Source organism: Vibrio sp. 10N.261.55.F4, assembly GCF_041470465.1.
Classification (GTDB): Bacteria; Pseudomonadota; Gammaproteobacteria; order Enterobacterales; family Vibrionaceae; genus Vibrio; species Vibrio crassostreae_C.
In genome coordinates, this window is sequence record NZ_JBFRMM010000006.1 from 27,174 (window position 1) to 46,962 (window position 19,789).

At 38.3% G+C, this 19,789-nt stretch carries 14 protein-coding genes and 2 pseudogenes; 10 read left to right on the top strand and 6 right to left on the bottom strand.

The window, feature by feature from the left end:
* Positions 1-5: 5 nt before the first annotated feature.
* Complete coding sequence (locus AB4249_RS05200) at positions 6-428, bottom strand: IS1-like element transposase (protein WP_086714189.1); 423 nt, start codon at positions 426-428, stop codon at positions 6-8.
* Positions 429-824: 396 nt separating this feature from the next.
* On the opposite strand from AB4249_RS05200, the gene AB4249_RS05205 reads away from it, so the two are divergent.
* Positions 825-1,799, top strand: a complete 975-nt coding sequence (locus AB4249_RS05205) for an alpha/beta fold hydrolase (RefSeq protein WP_086714190.1) — start codon at positions 825-827, stop codon at positions 1,797-1,799.
* A gap of 161 nt (positions 1,800-1,960) precedes the next feature.
* Here the strand turns inward: AB4249_RS05205 and AB4249_RS05210 are convergent, their stop codons facing one another.
* A complete protein-coding gene (locus AB4249_RS05210) occupies positions 1,961-2,854 on the bottom strand; it encodes a LysR substrate-binding domain-containing protein (RefSeq protein WP_086714191.1) in 894 nt (297 codons plus the stop codon).
* Between the two features lie 210 nt (positions 2,855-3,064).
* Between AB4249_RS05210 and AB4249_RS05215 the strand changes: the two genes are divergently transcribed.
* From AB4249_RS05215 to AB4249_RS05225, 3 genes are all read left to right on the top strand, one after another.
* On the top strand, positions 3,065-3,832 hold the full coding sequence (locus AB4249_RS05215; protein WP_086714192.1) for a carbohydrate deacetylase: 768 nt from the start codon (positions 3,065-3,067) through the stop codon (positions 3,830-3,832).
* 108 nt (positions 3,833-3,940) lie between these two features.
* A complete protein-coding gene (locus AB4249_RS05220) occupies positions 3,941-5,788 on the top strand; it encodes a hybrid-cluster NAD(P)-dependent oxidoreductase (RefSeq protein ID WP_102333506.1) in 1,848 nt (615 codons plus the stop codon).
* 482 nt (positions 5,789-6,270) lie between these two features.
* Positions 6,271-7,020, top strand: a complete 750-nt coding sequence (locus AB4249_RS05225; protein WP_086714194.1) for a 3-oxoacyl-ACP reductase family protein — start codon at positions 6,271-6,273, stop codon at positions 7,018-7,020.
* 607 nt (positions 7,021-7,627) lie between these two features.
* Here the strand turns inward: AB4249_RS05225 and AB4249_RS05230 are convergent.
* Positions 7,628-8,335, bottom strand: coding sequence for an SDR family oxidoreductase (locus AB4249_RS05230; protein WP_086714195.1), 708 nt, complete (start codon positions 8,333-8,335; stop codon positions 7,628-7,630).
* A gap of 168 nt (positions 8,336-8,503) precedes the next feature.
* Positions 8,504-9,475 carry a LysR substrate-binding domain-containing protein gene (locus AB4249_RS05235; RefSeq protein ID WP_086714196.1) on the bottom strand — a complete coding sequence of 324 codons (972 nt, stop codon included), beginning with the start codon at positions 9,473-9,475 and terminating at the stop codon, positions 8,504-8,506.
* Between the two features lie 1,114 nt (positions 9,476-10,589).
* Between AB4249_RS05235 and rarD the strand changes: the two genes are divergently transcribed.
* The 4 genes and pseudogenes from rarD (at position 10,590) to AB4249_RS05255 (ending at position 13,564) form a co-directional block, all read left to right on the top strand.
* A complete protein-coding gene (rarD, locus tag AB4249_RS05240) occupies positions 10,590-11,519 on the top strand; it encodes an EamA family transporter RarD (protein WP_086714197.1) in 930 nt (309 codons plus the stop codon).
* Between the two features lie 98 nt (positions 11,520-11,617).
* Positions 11,618-12,648 (top strand): annotated as a pseudogene (locus AB4249_RS05245) (IS630 family transposase).
* A gap of 359 nt (positions 12,649-13,007) precedes the next feature.
* Entirely contained in the window at positions 13,008-13,169 is a 162-nt protein-coding gene (locus AB4249_RS05250; protein ID WP_102333505.1) for a diacylglycerol kinase, read from the top strand.
* Positions 13,170-13,174: 5 nt separating this feature from the next.
* On the top strand, positions 13,175-13,564 hold the full coding sequence (locus AB4249_RS05255; protein WP_267868993.1) for an IS30 family transposase: 390 nt from the start codon (positions 13,175-13,177) through the stop codon (positions 13,562-13,564).
* Positions 13,565-13,849: 285 nt separating this feature from the next.
* Here AB4249_RS05255 and mrdA read toward each other — a convergent pair whose 3' ends face one another.
* Positions 13,850-15,736 carry a penicillin-binding protein 2 gene (mrdA, locus tag AB4249_RS05260; protein WP_102333503.1) on the bottom strand — a complete coding sequence of 629 codons (1,887 nt, stop codon included), beginning with the start codon at positions 15,734-15,736 and terminating at the stop codon, positions 13,850-13,852.
* Between the two features lie 191 nt (positions 15,737-15,927).
* A complete protein-coding gene (locus tag AB4249_RS05265; RefSeq protein WP_086714200.1) occupies positions 15,928-17,223 on the bottom strand; it encodes a dicarboxylate/amino acid:cation symporter in 1,296 nt (431 codons plus the stop codon).
* Between the two features lie 563 nt (positions 17,224-17,786).
* On the opposite strand from AB4249_RS05265, the pseudogene AB4249_RS05270 reads away from it, so the two are divergent.
* Positions 17,787-18,712: pseudogene (locus AB4249_RS05270) on the top strand (alkene reductase).
* A gap of 206 nt (positions 18,713-18,918) precedes the next feature.
* The gene (trpC, locus tag AB4249_RS05275; RefSeq protein ID WP_086714121.1) at positions 18,919-19,710 is read left to right on the top strand and encodes an indole-3-glycerol phosphate synthase TrpC; all 792 of its coding nucleotides are present in this window, start codon (positions 18,919-18,921) and stop codon (positions 19,708-19,710) included.
* The last annotated feature ends 79 nt before the right edge of the window (positions 19,711-19,789 follow it).

Here is a 19,789-nt window from a genome sequence, read left to right on the forward strand (position 1 = left end):
GGTAATTACGTACCGTCGATATTGGTTGTTGTTAGAGCCCTAAGTCCAAGTGTTGGAAAAGTGGCACAAAAATGTTGTTTTTTATCCAATAAAAATGCCGTTTTCAATGTGATTGAATTCGGCAACGTATCAGAATTCGTATTATCAAAGGGTGGAGACTTTTTTCTTACCCGATGACATGTGCTTAGAACTGTGTTGTAGGCAACGTGTAAATGACGACTGGTTTCTCGCTTTCCATGGTTTTGTGCGGTCATTTCAATAATCCTATTTCGAATTCCTGGTTTGCAGGCCTCGTAACAATAATTCACTTGAAAGGTACGGCGGCAAGCAAGACAGCGAAATCGTTGATGGCCATTGGGGCCATAACCATGCTTTATGACACTGTCACTCTTATGACAGAAGCGGCAGTTGGGTTTATTCGTTGTCACATGGAACCTTAAATCTCACCAAAAGATATCTGTAGTCGTTTAAATTTAATTATCAACTTGGACAGCATAATAACGGATAAAATGAATTCAATTAAGTCTTAATGTTTATTAATAGATATTCCAATTGGGACTTAATGTGTTATTTAGAGGTATCGGTCGCCAAATCAGAAATAGAATGAAACTAGTTAAGTTATTGTTTTTAATGTTTTTTATATTCAATTTTTCTTTGGTGGCTGTTGGGAGGATTAGTGCGCGAAATGAAGGCGTTACTCTAATTTGTTAAGAAATGTCCTGTTGACTGCTCTGAAACATCATGACACATTTTGCGCCCTGCTTCGGTATGCCATTAACTTTAAGTGCATATCGACTTAACACGTTATGAGATGATTTAACTTTATGAAAAAATGGAAGAAAACACTTTTAGTCGCATCGGGCATTTTACTTTCCTCAATGGCTTTTGCGGGTAATGAGCAGAGTCAAGCGGACAGTGAGTTTCCAATTCCTTCTGGTTTTGAAAGCAGCTTTAAAGAAGTTAACGGAGTGAAGCTTCATTATGTAATTGGAGGGGAAGGGCCTTTATTGGTAATGGTCCATGGCTTTGCTCAGTCATGGTACGAATGGCACCAGTTAATGCCTAAATTAGCAGAAGATTACCAAGTTATTGCTATGGATCTTCCAGGTCTTGGTTTATCTGAGCCGCTAGACTCCACTTATACAGGGCAGGACGTATCACCTTATATCCATTCTTTAGCTAAGACCTTTAGCCCGGATGATAAATTCAATGTCATAGCTCATGATATTGGTGGCTGGGTCACATATCCTATGCTAGCTCAACATCAGAATGATATTGATAAGGTCGCTCTACTGGAGACCATCGTACCAAGCGACTTAATATACACGTTCCCAGCTTATACTCCTCAGGGAGAGTCGACCGCGTGGCACTTTAGCTTTTTCTCTGCGAAAAACGAATTGGCTGAATCACTTATATCAGGCAATGAAGATAAGTTTTTTAAGCACTTCATTCTTGAGCATGCAGAGAATAAGAATGCATTTTCAGATGAACTGTTCGGTATGTATGCGGAATCTTATAAAAAACCTCAAACTCTAAACGCTGCTTTTGAGTATTACAGAGCACTTCCTGAATCTGTGATTCAAAATGACAATCTATCAGAGAATAACTTGTTGAAAATGCCGATTCTGACGATATCAGGTAATGGTCAAGGCAGTTTAGGAGCGACTCAATTTAATCAAATGAAAGAATATGCTAATGATGTTCAAGGTCATGTGTTGGAGTCATGTGGTCACTGGTTGATGGAGGAGTGTCCAGTCCAGGTTGAAGATCTAGTTATTGATTTTTTTAACAAAAAATAACTTACAAAACGAGAGCTAAGTTTTGTTGACAATGCAGTCTTGATTACTGTCGTAGATTGCCTATCATTGTTAATTCGTACCCTAGAGCCACTCTAGGGTATTTTTATATTTGAACTGCTTATAATTTGTACTCGGTTATGTAGCAATATAACGAGAACTCTTTATCCGTTGTCTATCTCAGAATGTACCCAGCGAGAAAACGCTTGGAACTTCGCTCTGGTTTCCATTCCTTTAGGGCAAACCAAATCGTAGCCTTTTCCTGATTCAATATGTGGAAATGGCGCGACTAACTTACCCGCTTGAATTAAAGGCAGCGCAAATTCTAATCGAGCAAGAAACACACCGAGTGATAATTCCGCTGCTTCCATCGCCAGTCTGTTATCACTATAGAAATCACATCGCTTTTCGCAGTCGATGCCTACACTTATCTCATCTAACCAATACTGCCACGCACTTGTATCCCCTCTATGGATAAAATTAACGTCTGATAGAGTATTGATTCCATTGTTAAGACAATGCTCCTCGGCGTAGTCAGCACTGCACACAGGTGTTCTCTTTCCAGAAAATAAACGCTCACTGTAGTGATTTGGGTATTCTCCTTTACTATAAAAAATAGCTACATCGTATGGCTCAAATTCAAAATCAGATTGGTTTTGTTTGGTTTGCAGCTTGATGCTTAAGTGTGGGTATTGCTGACGAAGTGAGGGGAGTCTCGGGATCAGCCAAGCAGAGGCGAAATAAGGTGATGTGGCTATATGTAAGCTACCAGTCAGCTCTCCGGTTTGAATGTCAGAGAGGGTGGAAAATATGGACTCAAATGATGAGTTTAAAACACTCAGAACTCTTTGCCCCTCTGGGGTGAGCTCTAGCTTTCGGGTCTTTCGAATAAACAGATTGAATTGAAGCTGTATTTCCAGTTTTTTTATTCTCTGACTGACTCCGCTTTGAGTAATAAAGAGCTCCTCTGCTGCTTGGGTAAAACTCAAGTGGCGCGCTGCAACGCTAAAAGTATGAAGAAGAGAAAGCTGTTGTTGTTGATTGGTCACTAAGTTCATGCATTACTCTAGTTAATTTATATTGAAGTTTTGTTCGTTTGTCAGAAGCTTTTAGCTATTATAGAGTAATTTTTGTAATGGGTCATGGGCGAAGTGTTAAATTTTACTCAATCAACAAACGCAAAGTTGTTGTGTGAGATGTTTAAAATAGACGTCGGGTCTTATAGATACGTTACAAGAATTGATTATTTATAAATTGGACAAGATACGATGAAACTTATATTAAACGCTGATGATTTCGGTCTGACGGAATCTGTAAACTTGGGTATCGCTGATTGTTTTCGCGCCGGGACCGTAAAATCGACCACCATAATGATGAACCAACCTGGTGTATCTCACGCGTCACAACTCTATCAGCGTGGTCTTATTCATGAAGTTGGACTGCATTTTACAGTGACATCAGGTAAATCAATATCGTCCCCTAAATTAATTCCAACACTGGTTGACGAGAATGGTCATTTTTTTGATAGAAAGGCCCTGTTTAATAAATCTGATGTGTCTTCTGATGAAGTCTTTAGAGAGTGTATGGCGCAATATCAAGCGGCTTTAGACGCGGGATTTAATATTAATCATATCGATAGCCACCATTTTGCTGGTGCCTACCGTCCTCTTAAGATAGGTTTCACGCAGGCAGCGAATGAAATAGGTCTTCCAGTTAGGCGTATTGATAGCTTTATACAGGGTCAAAGTTTACTGTCGGTTCCTACCCCAGATGCGTTTGATATGGGCTTTCATGCTGAAGGTGTCAATATTGAATACCTCAAAGCAGTATTGCTGGCTTATCAAGACAGCATGCCTAACAGTACGATTGAATTAATGTGCCACCCAGCAAGGACGCTAACTGAAGAGCTAGAGGAAATCTCTAGCTATGCTCATGCTCGTGTTGAAGAGTGGAAGATTTTAACCAGCGATGAGTTTTCTCTCTGGCTAAGAAAAAATGGTATTGAATGCGTTGGTTTCGATGCGCTTCATGCTTAAGTCCGCGAGGTAATCTTCGTAGCGACAAGATAAACCATCTGCCTTGTTAGGTCGTTAAAACAGTTCCTTTCGGTTCAATAAGTCAACACAATAATAAAGGGTGACATTGTGGTAAATCCTACCGTACTTTCCCAAGTTAATATCTATCCAGTCAAATCCATTGGCGGGCTTTCTCTCTCTTCTTCATGGGTCGAAAAGCAAGGCCTTGTTTTTGATCGTCGCTTTATGTTGGCGTTAACTGGTGATGATGTCTCCGCCTCGGCTAAATACCCAACCATGGTGACGGCGCGCCAGTATCCAAATATGGTGAAGGTGAGTTCTAGTCTAATGCCAACCGGTGTCATTTTTTCTTACCCTGGGCTGGCGGCACTAAAATTACACTACTCTACCTTCAAAATGCAGGCGACAGATGCCAGTGTTTGGAGGGACAGCTTTTCAGCCTACACAACAACCGATGAAGCGAATGACTGGTTTAGCCAAGTAATTGGGAAGCGAGTTGAGTTACTGTTTACTGGCGAGCAATCTAAGCGTGTGAAAGAAAATCTTGGTCATAATGTGAGCTTTGCCGACGGATTTCCTGTTTTGCTTATTAGCTCTGGCTCATTAGCGGAGCTAAATAGACGCAGCAGCGAAGTTCACACCATGGAACAGTTTCGTACCAACCTGGTGGTGCAATCAGACGAACCTTTTATCGAAGACTCATGGAAGCGTATCAAAATAGGTGATGTCGAATTTGAAATTGTAGAGCCGTGTGAGCGGTGCATTTTAACGACACTTGATCTGGAAAATGGAGAGTTTAGGAACAGTAAAGAGCCATTGACGACCTTTTCGCGCTTTAGAGCCAACGAGCAAGGCAAAATATTTTTCGGGCAAAACCTTGTAGCGAAAAACGAAGGTGTTGTCTCCATCAATGATGCTATCGAAGTACTTGAGTATAAATCCAAGGAGTTTTATGAAGATCTCGATGCCAAAAAACAAGAGTTGATTTGCGTTGAAAGAGAATCAGTGGCAAGAAGTTTCGAGACATTTTGGTTTGAGCCCAAAAGCGGCATGGTGCCTGAGTATAAAGCGGGGCAACATCTTCCTATTGAGCTCATGATTAATGGCAAACTGACCAAACGAATGTATACGCTGTCATCTAGCCCCTCTCGGCCAGAACGTTTGTCGATTTCAGTGAAACGAGTCCATGGTGGTGAAGTTTCCAACTGGTTGTTCAACCACTTACAAGTTGGCCATACCATTATTGCGGATCAACCCAAAGGCACTTTTCATATTACTAAAGAATCGAATGAGCCGCTGTTGCTGCTTTCTGCCGGTAGCGGTGTGACGCCCATGATCGCTATGCTTCGGTATTTGACAGACCAACGAGACACGCGTGATATTGCGTTTTATCATCAATGTTTGACGAAAGCGGATATTCCATTCATGGAAGAGCTCCTTATGCTAGAAAAACAACACGCCAATGTCACTGTGACTCTAGCCCTTAGCGAGCCATCAACTGATTGGCTAGGCGAAAAGGGGCATTTTAGTCGTACTCATTTAAATCAAATTTCAGAGTTTCACAAACGTCAAGTTTTTGTATGTGGTCCTAGTGGTTTCATGGAGAGTGTAAAGCGCTTGATGATAGAGAGTGGGCTGCCCGAAGAACAGTACCATCAAGAGACATTTGGCGTTGCAAGAGTGGCGGACGGGAGCGAGAAAAGGGTTCAAATCAACCTTGATGGTGTCGTGTTTGAAGGAAGCAACCAGCGCACCGTTCTGGAGCAAGCTGAAGCAGCAGGGCTTTCTATTTCGAATAACTGCAGAGCTGGTTTCTGCGGCGCCTGCAAAGTCACTGTGAAATCAGGAGAGGTTTACCAGCCCGATGCCCCAGGAATTGAAGACAGTGATAAGGCGAAAGGAATGGCCCTAGCTTGCTGCGCGATACCTAAGACAAATGTAAATATTGTTAGCTAGTATGTAGGTTTTATGATGATTGAGGCCACTATCAAACTTTGATAGTGGCCTCAATATCGTTGATCTAACTAAAAACAATGACACCTAAAATATCTGATTTACTCTTATTTTAGGTAGAATGTAAGGCGTTTTTATCTAGATAAAAATGATCGCTCCTTTCCTAATGCTCTTATCTAAGTAGCTAGCTCGAGTCACAGGAGCACCCCGTTACTGATAAAATCAGTAGGGCGACGATTAAAGGTGAGCGATAAATCGAATGACTCGAACTTGGATGTTAATTCTAGTAACTTGGGCAAAATTGCTTAACTTCGCTACGATAACCAAGTGACAAACTTCTATAAGCTGACTTTGTATTTACAATTAGTTCCTATAGGGACTTTTTGATTTTAACTTTAAGGACTTAATAATTGAGATTTAATCGGTTATGATGCAGACATTAAAAAGATGATTCACATTGACTACTTTTAATTAAGGCAAACATAATGAACAACTTAAATAGATTTAAAGGTAAGGTTGCATTTATCCAAGGCGGCAGTCGCGGTATTGGTGCTGCGATTGTTGAGAGATTGGCTTTAGAGGGCGCGTCTGTTGCTTTTACGTTTGTGTCATCCCAGGGTAAAGCAAAAGACCTTGCTGATAGCTTAATTTCAAAAGGTGGTAAAGTTATCGCGATAAAAGCGGATAGCACGAAGCCGGAAGATATCAGAAATGCAATCAGTGAAACCATCAAGCAACTTGGTAAGATTGATGTTGTCGTAAACAATTCAGGTACGCTTATCTGGGATAATATAGAAAATTTGACGATGGATGATTGGGACAAGACCATCAATACTAACGTACGAAGTGTATTTGTAGCTATTCATGAAGCCTCGAAGCATATGAATAATCATGGCAGAATAATTAATATCAGTAGTACTAATGCTCAGCGTATTCCTTTTGCTGGCGGTTCTATATATGGAATGAGCAAGTCTGCACTAACCGGATTGGCCAAAGGTCTCTCTCGCGATCTCGGCCCTAGAGGTATTACGGTCAACAACATTTTACCTGGTCCGGTCGATACTGACTTAAACCCAGACAATGGCGATACTTCAGAGCCTGTAAAAGCTATCGGTGCACTTGGTCGTTATGGTCAAGTGGAGGAGATTGCTAGCTTAGTAGCATTCGTCGCTAGCTCAGAAGCGGGTTACATCACTGGTGCTGATTTGATGATCGACGGTGGCTTTTCCGCTTAATAAAAATATGTGGTCGAGTAACTCGTTACTATCAGTCTAACTTCATGTAATCATCAATACGTGATGAGTAAATATAAGTATGATGATTGGCCTATTTCATAGGTCAGTCATTTAGAAGCTATTGGTTTTAATCTGCTCCAGTAGGAGAGACCCCCGCATTAACCGATACCTTACTTTAGAGTTTTTCGAGGATGGTGGTGGCTCTTTGTCCAGTTTCTAGTTCTTCTGCCCATTCGATTAGCTGCCGTTTGAGCTTGGCAGCATCTGCTGCTAGCTCCTCGCTCTTGCTGATTAGTTTAGAGTCTTCCTTCGAATTCTTTCACCAAGCGTCGATTTGATATTCATGTAAATAAAGCTGTCTTGTTGCCACAGCCCTTCTCACTTTCTCTGCTAGTTTTGTTGCATCTCCTTTTAATTTAAGGATTCTAGTTTCCTTAGACGTCGTTGTTTAAGTCGTTAGTGATCACTTAATTCAGTGTCTAGGAATATTGGTGTAGACCTCCCAGGTTACTCTAACTTTTTATAGTCGAACGATGGCCGTTATAGACCACTACAGTGATGTTAAGTATGGTATTAAAGGTGTTAGAGTTTCTCTGAACGTTCTTTATTACTCTAAGTCTATGATACGACAGCGTATGGAGAGTGTGCTTACGGCTGCCGCAGAAGATAAGCTTCGAATAAAATCGAGTGCTTTTGTTAAATCTTGAGTTTCAATTTTTAATTTATTATCAATTCGACCATCGTTAGTCATGTCTGTGTTTACGACACTTGGGCATAAACAACAAACTTTTACACCAAATGGGAGAAGCTCATGATAGAGCGACTCGCTATAACTGACAATGGCCGCTTTTGAAGCTGCATAAGCGGCTATTTTGGGGACTGGCGTCAAACCTGCAGTGGAACCGATGTTATATATTTCTCCAAACCTTTGTTTTTTCATTTGTTCTGCAACGATATTACAAGCAGTGATGGTAGACAGTAGGTTTACATTCATTAATTCAGAAAGTTTGACTAAAGGTAGTTTAGTGTTGCCTGCTGCCAAAATACCAGCGCTATTGACCATGACCTCAATGTTTTTATTTTTTTTGATGATTGATGTGATTGTTGCTTCTACCTCGGACGGGACGTTGAAATCGATAGGCACTACTTCTACGTTGCACGATGGAAAGAGTGTGTTTATTTCTACTTTTGCCTGTTCAAGATTCAGCTTATTCAAGGACATTAAAATTAAAGAGTATCCTTCCTGAGCGAAATAGTGAGAAATTTTTTTCCCGATACCGCGGCTAGATCCTGTAATTATGGCAACTTTAGTCATGGTGAGCTCCTAATTTAACGTATGAGACGTTGTTGAAGTAACGTATCTAAGATTTTCTTGAATACGAACATATCTCATAAAAAATAGATAGTAGTGCAAATTTTTGCATATAATAAACAGTTGGAGGTTATGTGTCACATTCTTAATGACTTGAGAGGGTAATGGTTGTTACTTATAAGTATGTAGAGGGACAGTCTTAAACCAATCTATTATTTCCGACTTAGTCATATGCTTGGTTTGTTCAATCACTACTTTTGTGAGGTGTGGTGCAAGCTTTTCGATAAAATCATACATGTATGTCTGCAAATACACGTTTTTACCAAAACAAAGCCATGCGTAACAATCGGGAAAAAATCCTTCTAATGAGCGTACGGTAAAAGAATCATCTATTGAGTGGGCAGCAACTGACGCTATGATACCAATACCGACCCCTTTACTGACATATTCTTTTATTACCTCTACATCCATTGCTGTGACAATATAATCTGGGGTTAGGCCTAGTTGAGAAAACGTATTGTCTATAGCGATTCGCCCTGTTGATTTTAATTCATAGCTAATGAGTTTTTCTTTTGCTATTTGTTCAAGGGTTAATGTGTGTGTCTTTGATAGTGGATGTTCAGAAGGGATAATTAAGCTCAATGACCACTTGTAAACTGGGAGTACCGTTAGGCCTGTCATCTCTTCAATATCCTGAGCCACAATCGCAATATCACCGGGTCCAGCCGGCAAGGAATTATTAAGATGACTTGGTTCGATTGTCGACATGTGCAGAGACACATTTGGGTAGCTTGTCAGTAAGTAACGGACGCTTTTAGGTAGTATGAAATTTGCAATGGCGTTAGTTGTAAAGATATTGAGTTTCCCTTTTTTTGGGGATGTAACTTCGGATGAAATAGCCTTGATTCTATCCTCAATCTCTAAGATTTTAATGGCTTCGTTTAGGATTTCCTTACCGACATTTGTAGGACCAGATAAGTGTTTACCTTGTCGATCAAAAATTTTCACGCCCAGTTCATCCTCTAAAAGTGAAACTTGTTTACTGATACCGGGCTGAGACGTATATAGCTGATGTGATGTAAGAGATATGTTATACCCATTTTTTTTTATTTCATTAATGTAACGAAGTTGCTGTAGTTTCATTTTCTGCTCCTTGTTATATATGGTTTTATAGCGTGAACTCTAGCTGAAGGGGTGTATTAATTAAAAAATAGGTATTAGGCGCAACGCCACTGTAAGTTTTTTTAAAAGTAAAATTAAGTTAAAAAATAAAAGTGTCTTTTTATAAATCATTCACTTAATTTAAAGTTAAAACCAGGAAAAATATTCAACTTTAAGGCGTCACCTTTTTCAGTCATCATTAATCATTTTTTCTTGTTAGTTGGAAGTGTAACTTCTGTTCTAGATAATCTATTGTGAGCTCTGATTACTTTGTATAATGTAAAAGATATTTCTATTGTTTGATATTTTTTAAACATTTTTCATGATGTTAAGTCATCTCGCTACGTAATAAAATTGGGAGCTGAATTGTAATGGTATATACCGTTTTCTTTGAGGAATGTGTCATATTTCCTCCCATTTGGCAAGGCGGTTTTTATGTAAAATTAAAATACTATCTAATTTTTTTGTACCACTTCTCTACCAGGGTACTTCAGTTTAAAATATAACAAATCAATATAAAACAGGTGCTTAGGTTGGGTGTACTTGTCTGACTTTGTTATTAATGATTAAGTCCTGCGGGGACTGTGTGTTTATTTCTATGTGGTCTTAATTGACGGTTAGATTTGAACTATGATGCCTGCTCTTTAAACAATTCTTTGAAATAAAAGATAAATGGTAGTAAGGGTACTAGTAATGATTTTATGGGAGTGAGAATGAAAGTGGTAACCGAAAAAATATCTAGACAAATTTGTAATGAAAATTTTTCTTATAACTCTGTGTTGATATTTTAAACTGGTTTTAATAAAAATTGCTAATTTAAATAAGGTATTAAAAAATATAAGCCAGGTTGGTTTTTTATTTGCAATGCATTGCGTGAATGGTTTATATACCTATAGATTTAATGGGTGAGAATCAGTCAGTCACTCATTTATTAATTTAATTAAGATGAATTGGCATGCGTGGACTATTTAGATTTTCTAAGTGGCACTTATTTTTAATGTTTTAGTTCGTTCGATTGATAACGATCCAATAAAACAATAAATTAAAAAACTAGTATTTTCTTGAACGCAGCGCCGTAAAAAAGGCCATATTAATCATGACGTGTTTCTATTTTTCATTAAAGTGCCACATTAAAACCTTGCCAGCAGAAACCAAAGGTATTATAGCATCTATTCTTTGTTCATTTTTGTTTGCATTCATACCTGTATATGTCCAGTTTCAACCACCACTGCCCCCAAGTGAGATTACAGGGGGGGAAAGCCATTGGTTAGCAGTGCAGCGTATACTGTGGAGTACAATGTTACTCTGCTTATTATTATTTATCTCCAAAAGAACTCACCTACTACTGCAAGCTTTAAAGGTGTGGAAAATGTGGCCCAAATACTGTGTTTCAGCACTTTTGGTTGCACCGCAATACTGGTTGTTTGTTTGGGCGCCTGTGAATGGAGAGACTTTGTCTCTTGCATTAGGCTATTTTACGATGCCAATCGTAATGGTTTTAATTGGTCGATTGGTATATCGAGAAACGTTGTCTTTTTATCAAAAGCTAGCGTGTTATCTCGCACTGTCGGGTACGCTTTATACGTATGCTTTATCCGACGGAATCTCTTGGGTGGTACTAGTGATAGCTTTGGGTTACCCAGCTTATTTTATGCACCGAAAAACAATACCATTAGCTACCGATATTGGATTGGCTGTAGATCACCTATTCCTTATGCCATTGGCTTTGTTCGGTTTTTTCTTGCTCTATCCATTAGACTTTTCTTTATCTCTTTCTGTCGGTAATTATGCATATTATGCTGGCTTAGGTATCGTATCTGTAATACCTATGCTTTGCTATCTGTACGCTTACTCTAAATTGTCAGTTTCTGTCTTTGGGTTGCTTGGTTACGTTGAGCCTGCTTTTATTTTTGTTGTTGGGTTATTGATTGGTGACGCTATTACAGTACAAGAAATACCAACTTATTTGTTGATTACGTTATCACTGTTCGCACTCGTATTAGATGGGATTAAAAGGTTTAGGTAAACTAGATTAGTAAAATTTGGGTACGAGTTAATAAGATCTATACCCGTGATCATTGAAGATGCTTGATTTTAGCCAAAATGAGGATCATGCTAGGTGACATGAAAATAACTCTATCCAATGAACAAAAGCTTACGCTGATTAACCAACATGATACAACTCGTGATGATCGAGTTCGCGACCGTATCAAAGCTGTTATTCATGCCAGTAACGGGTGGAGTCCTGAAGAAATTGCCGATGCACTACTTATCCATGAAACAACGGTTAGACAGCATCTCAAAGATTACTCGCTATCGAACAAGCTCAAGCCTGAAAACGGTGGCTCAAAAAACTACCTATCTCAGCAGCAAACCCAAAGTTTAATCACACACCTAACCGTGCACATCTATCATCATACGCGTGAGATTGTTGCTCATGTTTTCACAGTTTATCGAGTGCAATATAGTGTTGCAGGGATGAACAAGTGGCTTCACCAAAATGGTTTCAGCTACAAGATGCCCAAAGGCGTACCTCATAAATTCGATGAAACCAAACAGAAAGCTTTTATTGAGGCTTATGAAGCGCTCAAAGCAAGCTGTAGTAAAGATGAATCGATTTTATTCATTGATGCCGTCCATCCTACTCAAGCAACCAAAATATCACATGGTTGGATACGAACAGGGCATGATAAAGCCGTTGAAACAACGGGAAGTCGAAGTCGTCTCAACCTCATTGGTGCTTTGAATCTTAACGACATTGGCGGCACTATTATTAATGATTACGAGACCATAAACAGTGAAAGCATCGTTCGATTTTTCTGCCAAATTAGAGAACGTTATCCATTGGAACACAAGCTCCACATTATCTTAGATGGTGCGGGGTACCATCGTAGTGATTTAGTCAGAAATGCTGCTTTTGTCTTGAATATTAAGCTTCACTACCTTCCACCTTATAGTCCAAATCTAAATCCAATCGAGCGGCTTTGGAAGGTGATGAACGAATATTCAAGGAACAACGTTTATTTAAAAACTAAACGGGAATTCAGAGAAGCAATCGAGAATTTTGCACCGTGACTCTTCCAGAGATCGCAAGCTCTTTGACGTCTCGAATAAATGATAATTTTCAGGTGTTCAAGCCAGCATCTTCAAGTTGATTGGGTATAGTACCTGGTTACTCAACGACTAACCGAAGCTGTTTGATGATTGGTTTCATAATAAAAATTCGAAATAGGTGAACTAATTGATATCAAACAATAATATTTGAATTAGTGGCTGGTTTATTATCTATTTAACTTATTTAAGGGAATATATGAGATTAGATAAGGGGGCTCTAGGTTTAAACCGATTCGAAAAATTAGGAGAGAACTTAGAGGTGTCTTGCTGTCCTTATGGATTTTTCCGTCGCTTACAAATTAGCACTTTTTATCATATTGATGATAGGGTTTTTCTATTTCAGTCAATGGTTAGATTTTAGTTTGGTATTCATTGCGACCGTATTAGTCCAGTATCAGAAATGTTTAATACCGCCATAGAAGCACTATGTGACTTTGTTGAATTAAATCAAAATATTAAAATAGGTCGAATCAAAGATGTTTCTTCTGCCGCAGTAGGTGTAAGTATATTTGTATCGTTTATAATAATCGAAGTATGTCGAGTTTTTTCTAGAGTTGTTTGATTGACATGGGCAATAACGTTTCACTCGATAGATTTTTAATTTTCAGAATTTACATTATCGCGGTTGAGTGTTTAAGAATAATAATGTGCATGATAACAAGAATAGGTTCTTGCCTGACCGCCGATAACGGTAGTGAGTTTGCGAACCACAAAGAGATAGCAACAGCATTAGACGCTGAATTTAACTTTGCTCATCTATGCGGTTCATTGGAGCGTGGATCCAATGAAAATACAAATGGACTCCTTTGTCAGTATGTTCCGAAAGGGAAAAACATAAGAGAAGTTGGCGATGATGTTATCTTGTTTGCTATAGCGAGGATTAACTATAGGCCGGAGAAGTGTTTGGGTTTTAAGCAACTTGCGGTTATATTCAAAGAAATTTGCATGGCTGCTTAAATGGCGAAGTGTCGCACTTAGGACTTGAATACGGGCTATTATTTTTGTCATAAAAACTAATGCCCTAATTCATGTAGCCCCCTAACTACTAAAATCAGATTTCTGCTAAGGGGGTATTTACACTTGTCGGTACAAAAAGCTCAAATATTTGTTGTTCCACCCTGCTTATCGGTGGAGGAACGTTCGTACTAAGAGAAAGTAACATCGATACATATTGAAAGATAGTAAATAGCTTTTCGTTATTTCTACAGCTATAGACGATTAACAACTTATCACTATCACTATCTATTGAACGTCATTCTTCTGATTGTCGAAAGCGAAATCTAATAACTTTCTTATGTAAGGCGCACCTACTTTAGAGCCGCCATTACCATTTTCAATTACGACCGTTGCGATATACTGTGGGTACTCGTACGGTGCAAATGCAGTATATAGCGCTTGGTCATGTAAGCTCCTCGCAAGTTTTTTAGAGTTATAAACCTGGCCTTTCGCAAGATTGAAGACTTGTGCAGTTCCGGATTTACCACCACTTATATATTCTACATGCTTGAAAGCATTTCTAGCGCTACCACGGCTACCATGGTTTACCAGACGCATTGCGTTAAGTGGAATATCCCAAACTTTATTTGACACTTCCTTCATGACTCTTATCGGTGCCTGTACAATTATCTTTTGTGTACTAAAACTTTCTCCATGGTTTAACGTTGCTTTAAGTAAATGTGGAGCTGTAACCTGGCCACGATTAACCAAGATGGATGTAGCTTTCGCAAGCTGAAGAGGAGTGGAGGTCCAGTAACCTTGACCAATTCCTACTGGAATAGTGTCTCCTTGATACCATGGGATACGATAACGATCCAGTTTCCATTCTCGAGTCGGGAGGTTAGCGGTACTTTCTTCATAAAGGTCGATTCCTGTCGGTTCACCAAAACCAAACCGTTTCATCCAAGAAGATATTCGGTCTATACCTAAATCAAATGCTGTTTGGTAAAAGAATGAATTGACTGATTCTTCTATAGCTTCGGTAACGTTTACTGGACCGTGCCCCCACCTGTTCCAGTCTCGCCACACTTTCGAGTTTGGTGCAGATCCCGGGATTTTCCATTTACCATGATTATCGCGAATCGTGTTGTTAGAAATTACACGTTCTTGCAAACCAGCGATGGCCATAAAAGGTTTTATTGTTGAAGCTGGAGGGTAAACGCCTAATGTAGCTCGGTTAATCAATGGACGGGCAGGGTCATCTAATAATTTTTGGTAGTTTTTATTAGATATCCCATCGACAAAAAGATTTGGGTCATAGCTAGGAGCTGATGCCATCGCTAATACGCTGTTGTCTTTTGAGTCTAGTAGGATGGCACTACCTGTATGCGGAGCTAGTTGATGAAATAAGTAATTTTGTAGTTCCAAGTCGATGTTTAGAACGATATCTTTACCTGGTAATGCCGGTATGTATTTAATTGTTCTAACGATGCGGCCTTGGCTCGTGACTTCTACTTCTCTGTACCCTTTTTTACCGTGAAGTAAATGTTCATAATATAGTTCGACACCAAGTTTCCCAATCACTTTAGTTGCTTGATAGTTAGCCACTACACCTTTTTTATCCAGTTTTATCAATTCGTTATTGTTAATCCTTCCCACATAACCTAACACATGAGTAAGGACTTCACCATGAGGATAAAAGCGTTTTTTTCTGGCTTCGATAGATAAACCGGGAAATTGATATTTACGAACCGAAAACTTCGCGACCTCTGTTTCATTCATGTTTTCTAAGAGCGTCACCGATTCAAAGGAACGTTTGTTGTTTAAGCGGTGTTTGAAGTTATTGATTTTTTTTGTATCTAGGACTATGAATTTGCTAAGCCTTTGTAGCATCAATTCTACATCAACTGTTTGCTCTGGAATCAATGTCAAAGTATATGTGATCTTATTTTCGGCAAGTAAAGAACCGTTTCGATCATATATTAATCCACGTGTAGGAGCAATAGGAAGTAATTTTATTCTGTTACCATCAGCTAATGCTTTATAACGTTCAAAATTTATCACTTGGAGCCTGTATAAATTCCCAATTAAGATTAAAGTGAGAAAGATTATTCCAGAATATACAACAATTATTCTGGTCCTGAAAATACTAATTTCTCTTTTATGATCACGAAGCTTTATTTTTTTTATTATTCATATCAAACTCGACCTTCTATATATTAGAGGCTTTTATATTATGTATGAAACATGTAATTTTTCATTGGTTTGAAGTTATGTTTTATTTTATAGGATGCACTCGTTTATATAGATTGAATTTAAACTTAGTTTTTAGAAGCCTGATATTATTACCAGGCTTTTTTTTTGGAAATAGAACGAGGAATGATTTAGGAGTTATTTCGTATTGGGTGTTCAGTTAAACCTGCCGTTGGATCATTGAAACGAGCTTCGTCTAATGCTCCTTCAGATTTTGCGACAATAATTGTTACTGCGCTGTCGCCTGTAATATTTACCGCTGTACGAATCATATCCAGAAGGCGGTCAACGCCCATAATTAGCGCTATTCCTTCTAAAGGTAAACCTACTTGATTTAATACCATTGCTAACATGACCAACCCAACACCAGGAACGCCGGCTGTACCAATAGATGCTAGTGTAGCAGTCATGATTACCATTAGATAATCGCCCATTGTTAAATCAATATTAAACGCTTGAGCTATAAATGCAGTAGCAACGCCCTGCATTATTGCAGTACCGTCCATATTTACAGTTGCACCTAAAGGTATTGTAAAGGAAGATACTCGGTTTGCTACGCCCATGCGGTGTTTTGCAGTTTCCATTGTTACCGGAATAGTGGCATTAGATGATGCTGTCGAAAAAGCAAACATGATCGCATCTTCCATTTTTCGCAGAAACAAAACAGGATTCAAACCTGTAAAGCCTTTTAACATTAAGCCATACGTTACAAGACCATGTAAAATTAAGGTTCCGGCTAGAACTAAAAAGTATTCAGCAAGATTGAGTATTGCGCCAATACCCAAGCCACTGAACAGTTTTGCCATCAAGAAAAATACACCATATGGCGCTAGATTCATCAGTAAAGCAACCAACTTCATTATTACTTCATTTAAGTTGGAAAATAATTCAGCAATTTGTTTGCCAGGTTGGCCTGAAATGCTAATGGCTATGCCAAACAGGACTGCAAATACGATAACTTGCAGTGTATTACCCTCAGCCATGGCGCTTATTGGGTTAGTTGGAAACATGTCGATGATCACTTGGCCTAAAGACGGCGCTTCTACCGATTTAAATGAACTAGCAGCTGTGAGATCGGCACCGGATCCCGGTTCAAACAATACGCCCATTGTAAGTGCGAGTGTAATCGCGATAGCAGTTGTTGCTACATAGAAAACTAAGGTTTTCCCTCCCATTCTTCCTAATGTAGATATGTCTTTTAAGGAACTAGTACCACAAACGAGTGAAACAAATACTAGTGGTACAACTAACATTTTTAAACTAGCAACGAAGATTTGCCCCCCGACTTCGAATAGTCCATTTACAATATAGGAATCAATAAACTCGTTATAGGAAAAAAATGTGCGAATTATAAATCCTGTCAAGACGCCTATAACCATCCCTGATATTACACGGCCGGTTAAAGACATCTGCTTGTTAGTTTTCATGAAGATACTCCATTATGTTGAAATCATTTAAAAATGGTTGAGAATACAGTAGGTGGAAATACATGCTCAGTTGTGGACTTGGTGAGAACCACTACTAAAAATTTTAACAAATAAACTATAAAATCAGGTATTTACTTTCAGTTAATATTAAGATTATCAATTTATAAAAATAATGATGTTAAATCTTTTCCCCTGCTATTTTTCTTGTTTAGAAAAATTTCAGTTAAACTATATTTTTGATGTCGGGAAATATTGATTTTATCAATTTATCTATATTTATATTTATATGTTTATGTAAGTTATAAAAGTCCATGTTAAGCTAACCCGGTTTTATCTGGTTTTCAATACTTTGATTGAGTCTCGGTGGGACTTTGTGTTTATACTATAATTATGAAATAATTTATAATTATCTTGGAATATAAATGGTACATTTAAAATTATTTTTTATGTCAATTTAATAATAGGCATTTAAATTTTTGATATTAAAAGAAAGGATTGATATGGTTGATGTGTTATTGCATCCTATTAATTTAGGTTCAATTGTTTTAAAAAATCGTATCGTTATGCCACCTGTAGCATTTTCTGAAGCCACTAAATCCGGAAACTTCGTTAACGATATGATGGCAACATATTATTCTCGACGTTCATCTGCGGGATTGAGAATCGCTGTGGGAAATCTGTTTTATCCGAAAGAACAAGAGTATTCGTTGCCTTCTGCTCTCGATACTCAAGAACAGATTATGGAATGGAAAAAAATCACTGATTCAGTTCACAAAAGTGGTGGCGTGATTTTCGCTCAATTATGGTACGGTGGTCACCCCGAAAATATCGATGGTGGACAATCTATTACTTCTTCCGTAGTCAAAAAAGATAGTGTTAAGGTTTTTGTTGATACTAAAAATCGTAATCAGGAGTTTGTCGGGGCAGCAATACCAAAAGAAACTACAAACAGTATTTTCGACATCGCTGAAAAGTATCGACAAGTTGCTTTGACTGCTATGACGTCTGGCTTTGATGGTGTCGAACTACATGTAGAAAATGGCTATTTCGCTCATCAATTCATAGAATCAGAGGGCAATACCTTCGTTTATGAGTATGAAGGTTTTACAGAGAATCGCCTGCTTTTTTGAATGTGGTTGTTGATACTCTTATTAGTGCTATAGGAAAAGACCGTGTAGGGGGTCGCTTGGCTCCATTTGCACCTCTAAACGGAGCTGTCGATAAAAATACAGCAAAAACTTATATATCAGCAGTTAAATCTCTCAATAAATCGCGAGTTGTCTATATTCATATAGATGAATTTGATTCGGGTGATGACCCAGCAATCCCTATAGAGTTTAAAATAGCTATTCGAGATTTATATAAAGGAATAATAATTTCTACTGGTCGATATCATTCCGAACAGGCCAGAATAGCAATAGAGTCTGATTTAACTGATATGGTAGGGTTCGGTCCACTGTTTATGCCCCCCCTCCAACTTACTGAATAGAATTAAGAATAATTAGAAATTTTGTAAATATAACTCTAAACTTTATTCACAATTGGTAGAATAGGATTGGTTGATTATTTTTTATTTTATTAAATTGATATTTATTAGCATCTTACGGTACATATGACAACTAATGATGATTTGATTTTATGTTAAAATGGTTTTTATATGGAAACTACTATGGATTATATTAAGGAAACGTTATTATGGATATACTTAAAAAGATAGAAAATTATAAGCTTGAAGAAATTAAGGTCGCGAAATTAACGCGTCCAGAAAAAGAGGTTAGGGAAATAGCTCTTGACCAGCCACCAACGCGTGGGTTCGTCAAAGCATTAATGAACAAAGAACAACAAGGAAAGTTTGGTCTAATTGCAGAAATAAAAAAAGCCAGTCCGTCTAAAGGGTTGATTCGGTCAGATTTTAATCCGGCAACATTAGCAGATGGTTACGAAGTAGGTGGTGCTGCTTGCTTATCAGTTCTGACGGACACGCCAAGTTTTCAAGGCTCTTTAGATTATTTGGCTCATGCGCGCCAAGCCTGCAAGTTACCTGTGTTGCGAAAAGATTTTATATTTGATTATTATCAGATATATGAATCTAGAGCTTGGGGAAGCGATTGTATATTGTTAATAATGTCCGTTTTGAGTGACTCGCAAGTTAAAGATTTCGAAGGTTTGGCTATTGAACTTGGGATGGACGTACTAATTGAAGTTCACAATCAAGAAGAAATGGAGCGAGCATTATTGTTAGAGTCTCCTCTGTTAGGGATAAACAACCGTAACCTCAGAACTTTTGAGGTGAACCTCAACGTTAGTGAGCATTTGTCAAAAATGACGCCCAAAAATAAATTGTTAGTTAGTGAAAGTGGTATTTTTACTAATGACGATTGCCTGAGACTAAGAAAATCAGGTTTTAATAGTTTTCTAGTGGGGGAGAGCTTAATGCGGAAAGATGACGTAGCACATGCAGTTAAAGAGTTAATTGAAGGTATCTAAAGAATTATTGTTGCTCTATGAGAAGTCGATTATTATTTGTACAAAGTATGATTTCTAAAGATTATTTTAAACAAACGTA

Bases quoted from the DNA above. Each gene is read 5' to 3' on its own strand.
- AB4249_RS05265 (WP_086714200.1), bottom strand. From the start codon at position 17,223: ATGAAAACTAACAAGCAGATGTCTTTAACCGGCCGTGTAATATCAGGG.
- AB4249_RS05205 (WP_086714190.1), top strand. From the start codon at position 825: ATGAAAAAATGGAAGAAAACACTTTTAGTCGCATCGGGCATTTTACTT.
- AB4249_RS05235 (WP_086714196.1), bottom strand. From the start codon at position 9,475: ATGAAACTACAGCAACTTCGTTACATTAATGAAATAAAAAAAAATGGG.
- AB4249_RS05225 (WP_086714194.1), top strand. From the start codon at position 6,271: ATGAACAACTTAAATAGATTTAAAGGTAAGGTTGCATTTATCCAAGGC.
- AB4249_RS05255 (WP_267868993.1), top strand. From the start codon at position 13,175: ATGGGCAATAACGTTTCACTCGATAGATTTTTAATTTTCAGAATTTAC.
- AB4249_RS05215 (WP_086714192.1), top strand. From the start codon at position 3,065: ATGAAACTTATATTAAACGCTGATGATTTCGGTCTGACGGAATCTGTA.
- rarD (WP_086714197.1), top strand. From the start codon at position 10,590: ATGACGTGTTTCTATTTTTCATTAAAGTGCCACATTAAAACCTTGCCA.
- AB4249_RS05250 (WP_102333505.1), top strand. From the start codon at position 13,008: ATGTTTAATACCGCCATAGAAGCACTATGTGACTTTGTTGAATTAAAT.
- AB4249_RS05230 (WP_086714195.1), bottom strand. From the start codon at position 8,335: ATGACTAAAGTTGCCATAATTACAGGATCTAGCCGCGGTATCGGGAAA.
- AB4249_RS05210 (WP_086714191.1), bottom strand. From the start codon at position 2,854: ATGAACTTAGTGACCAATCAACAACAACAGCTTTCTCTTCTTCATACT.
- trpC (WP_086714121.1), top strand. From the start codon at position 18,919: ATGGATATACTTAAAAAGATAGAAAATTATAAGCTTGAAGAAATTAAG.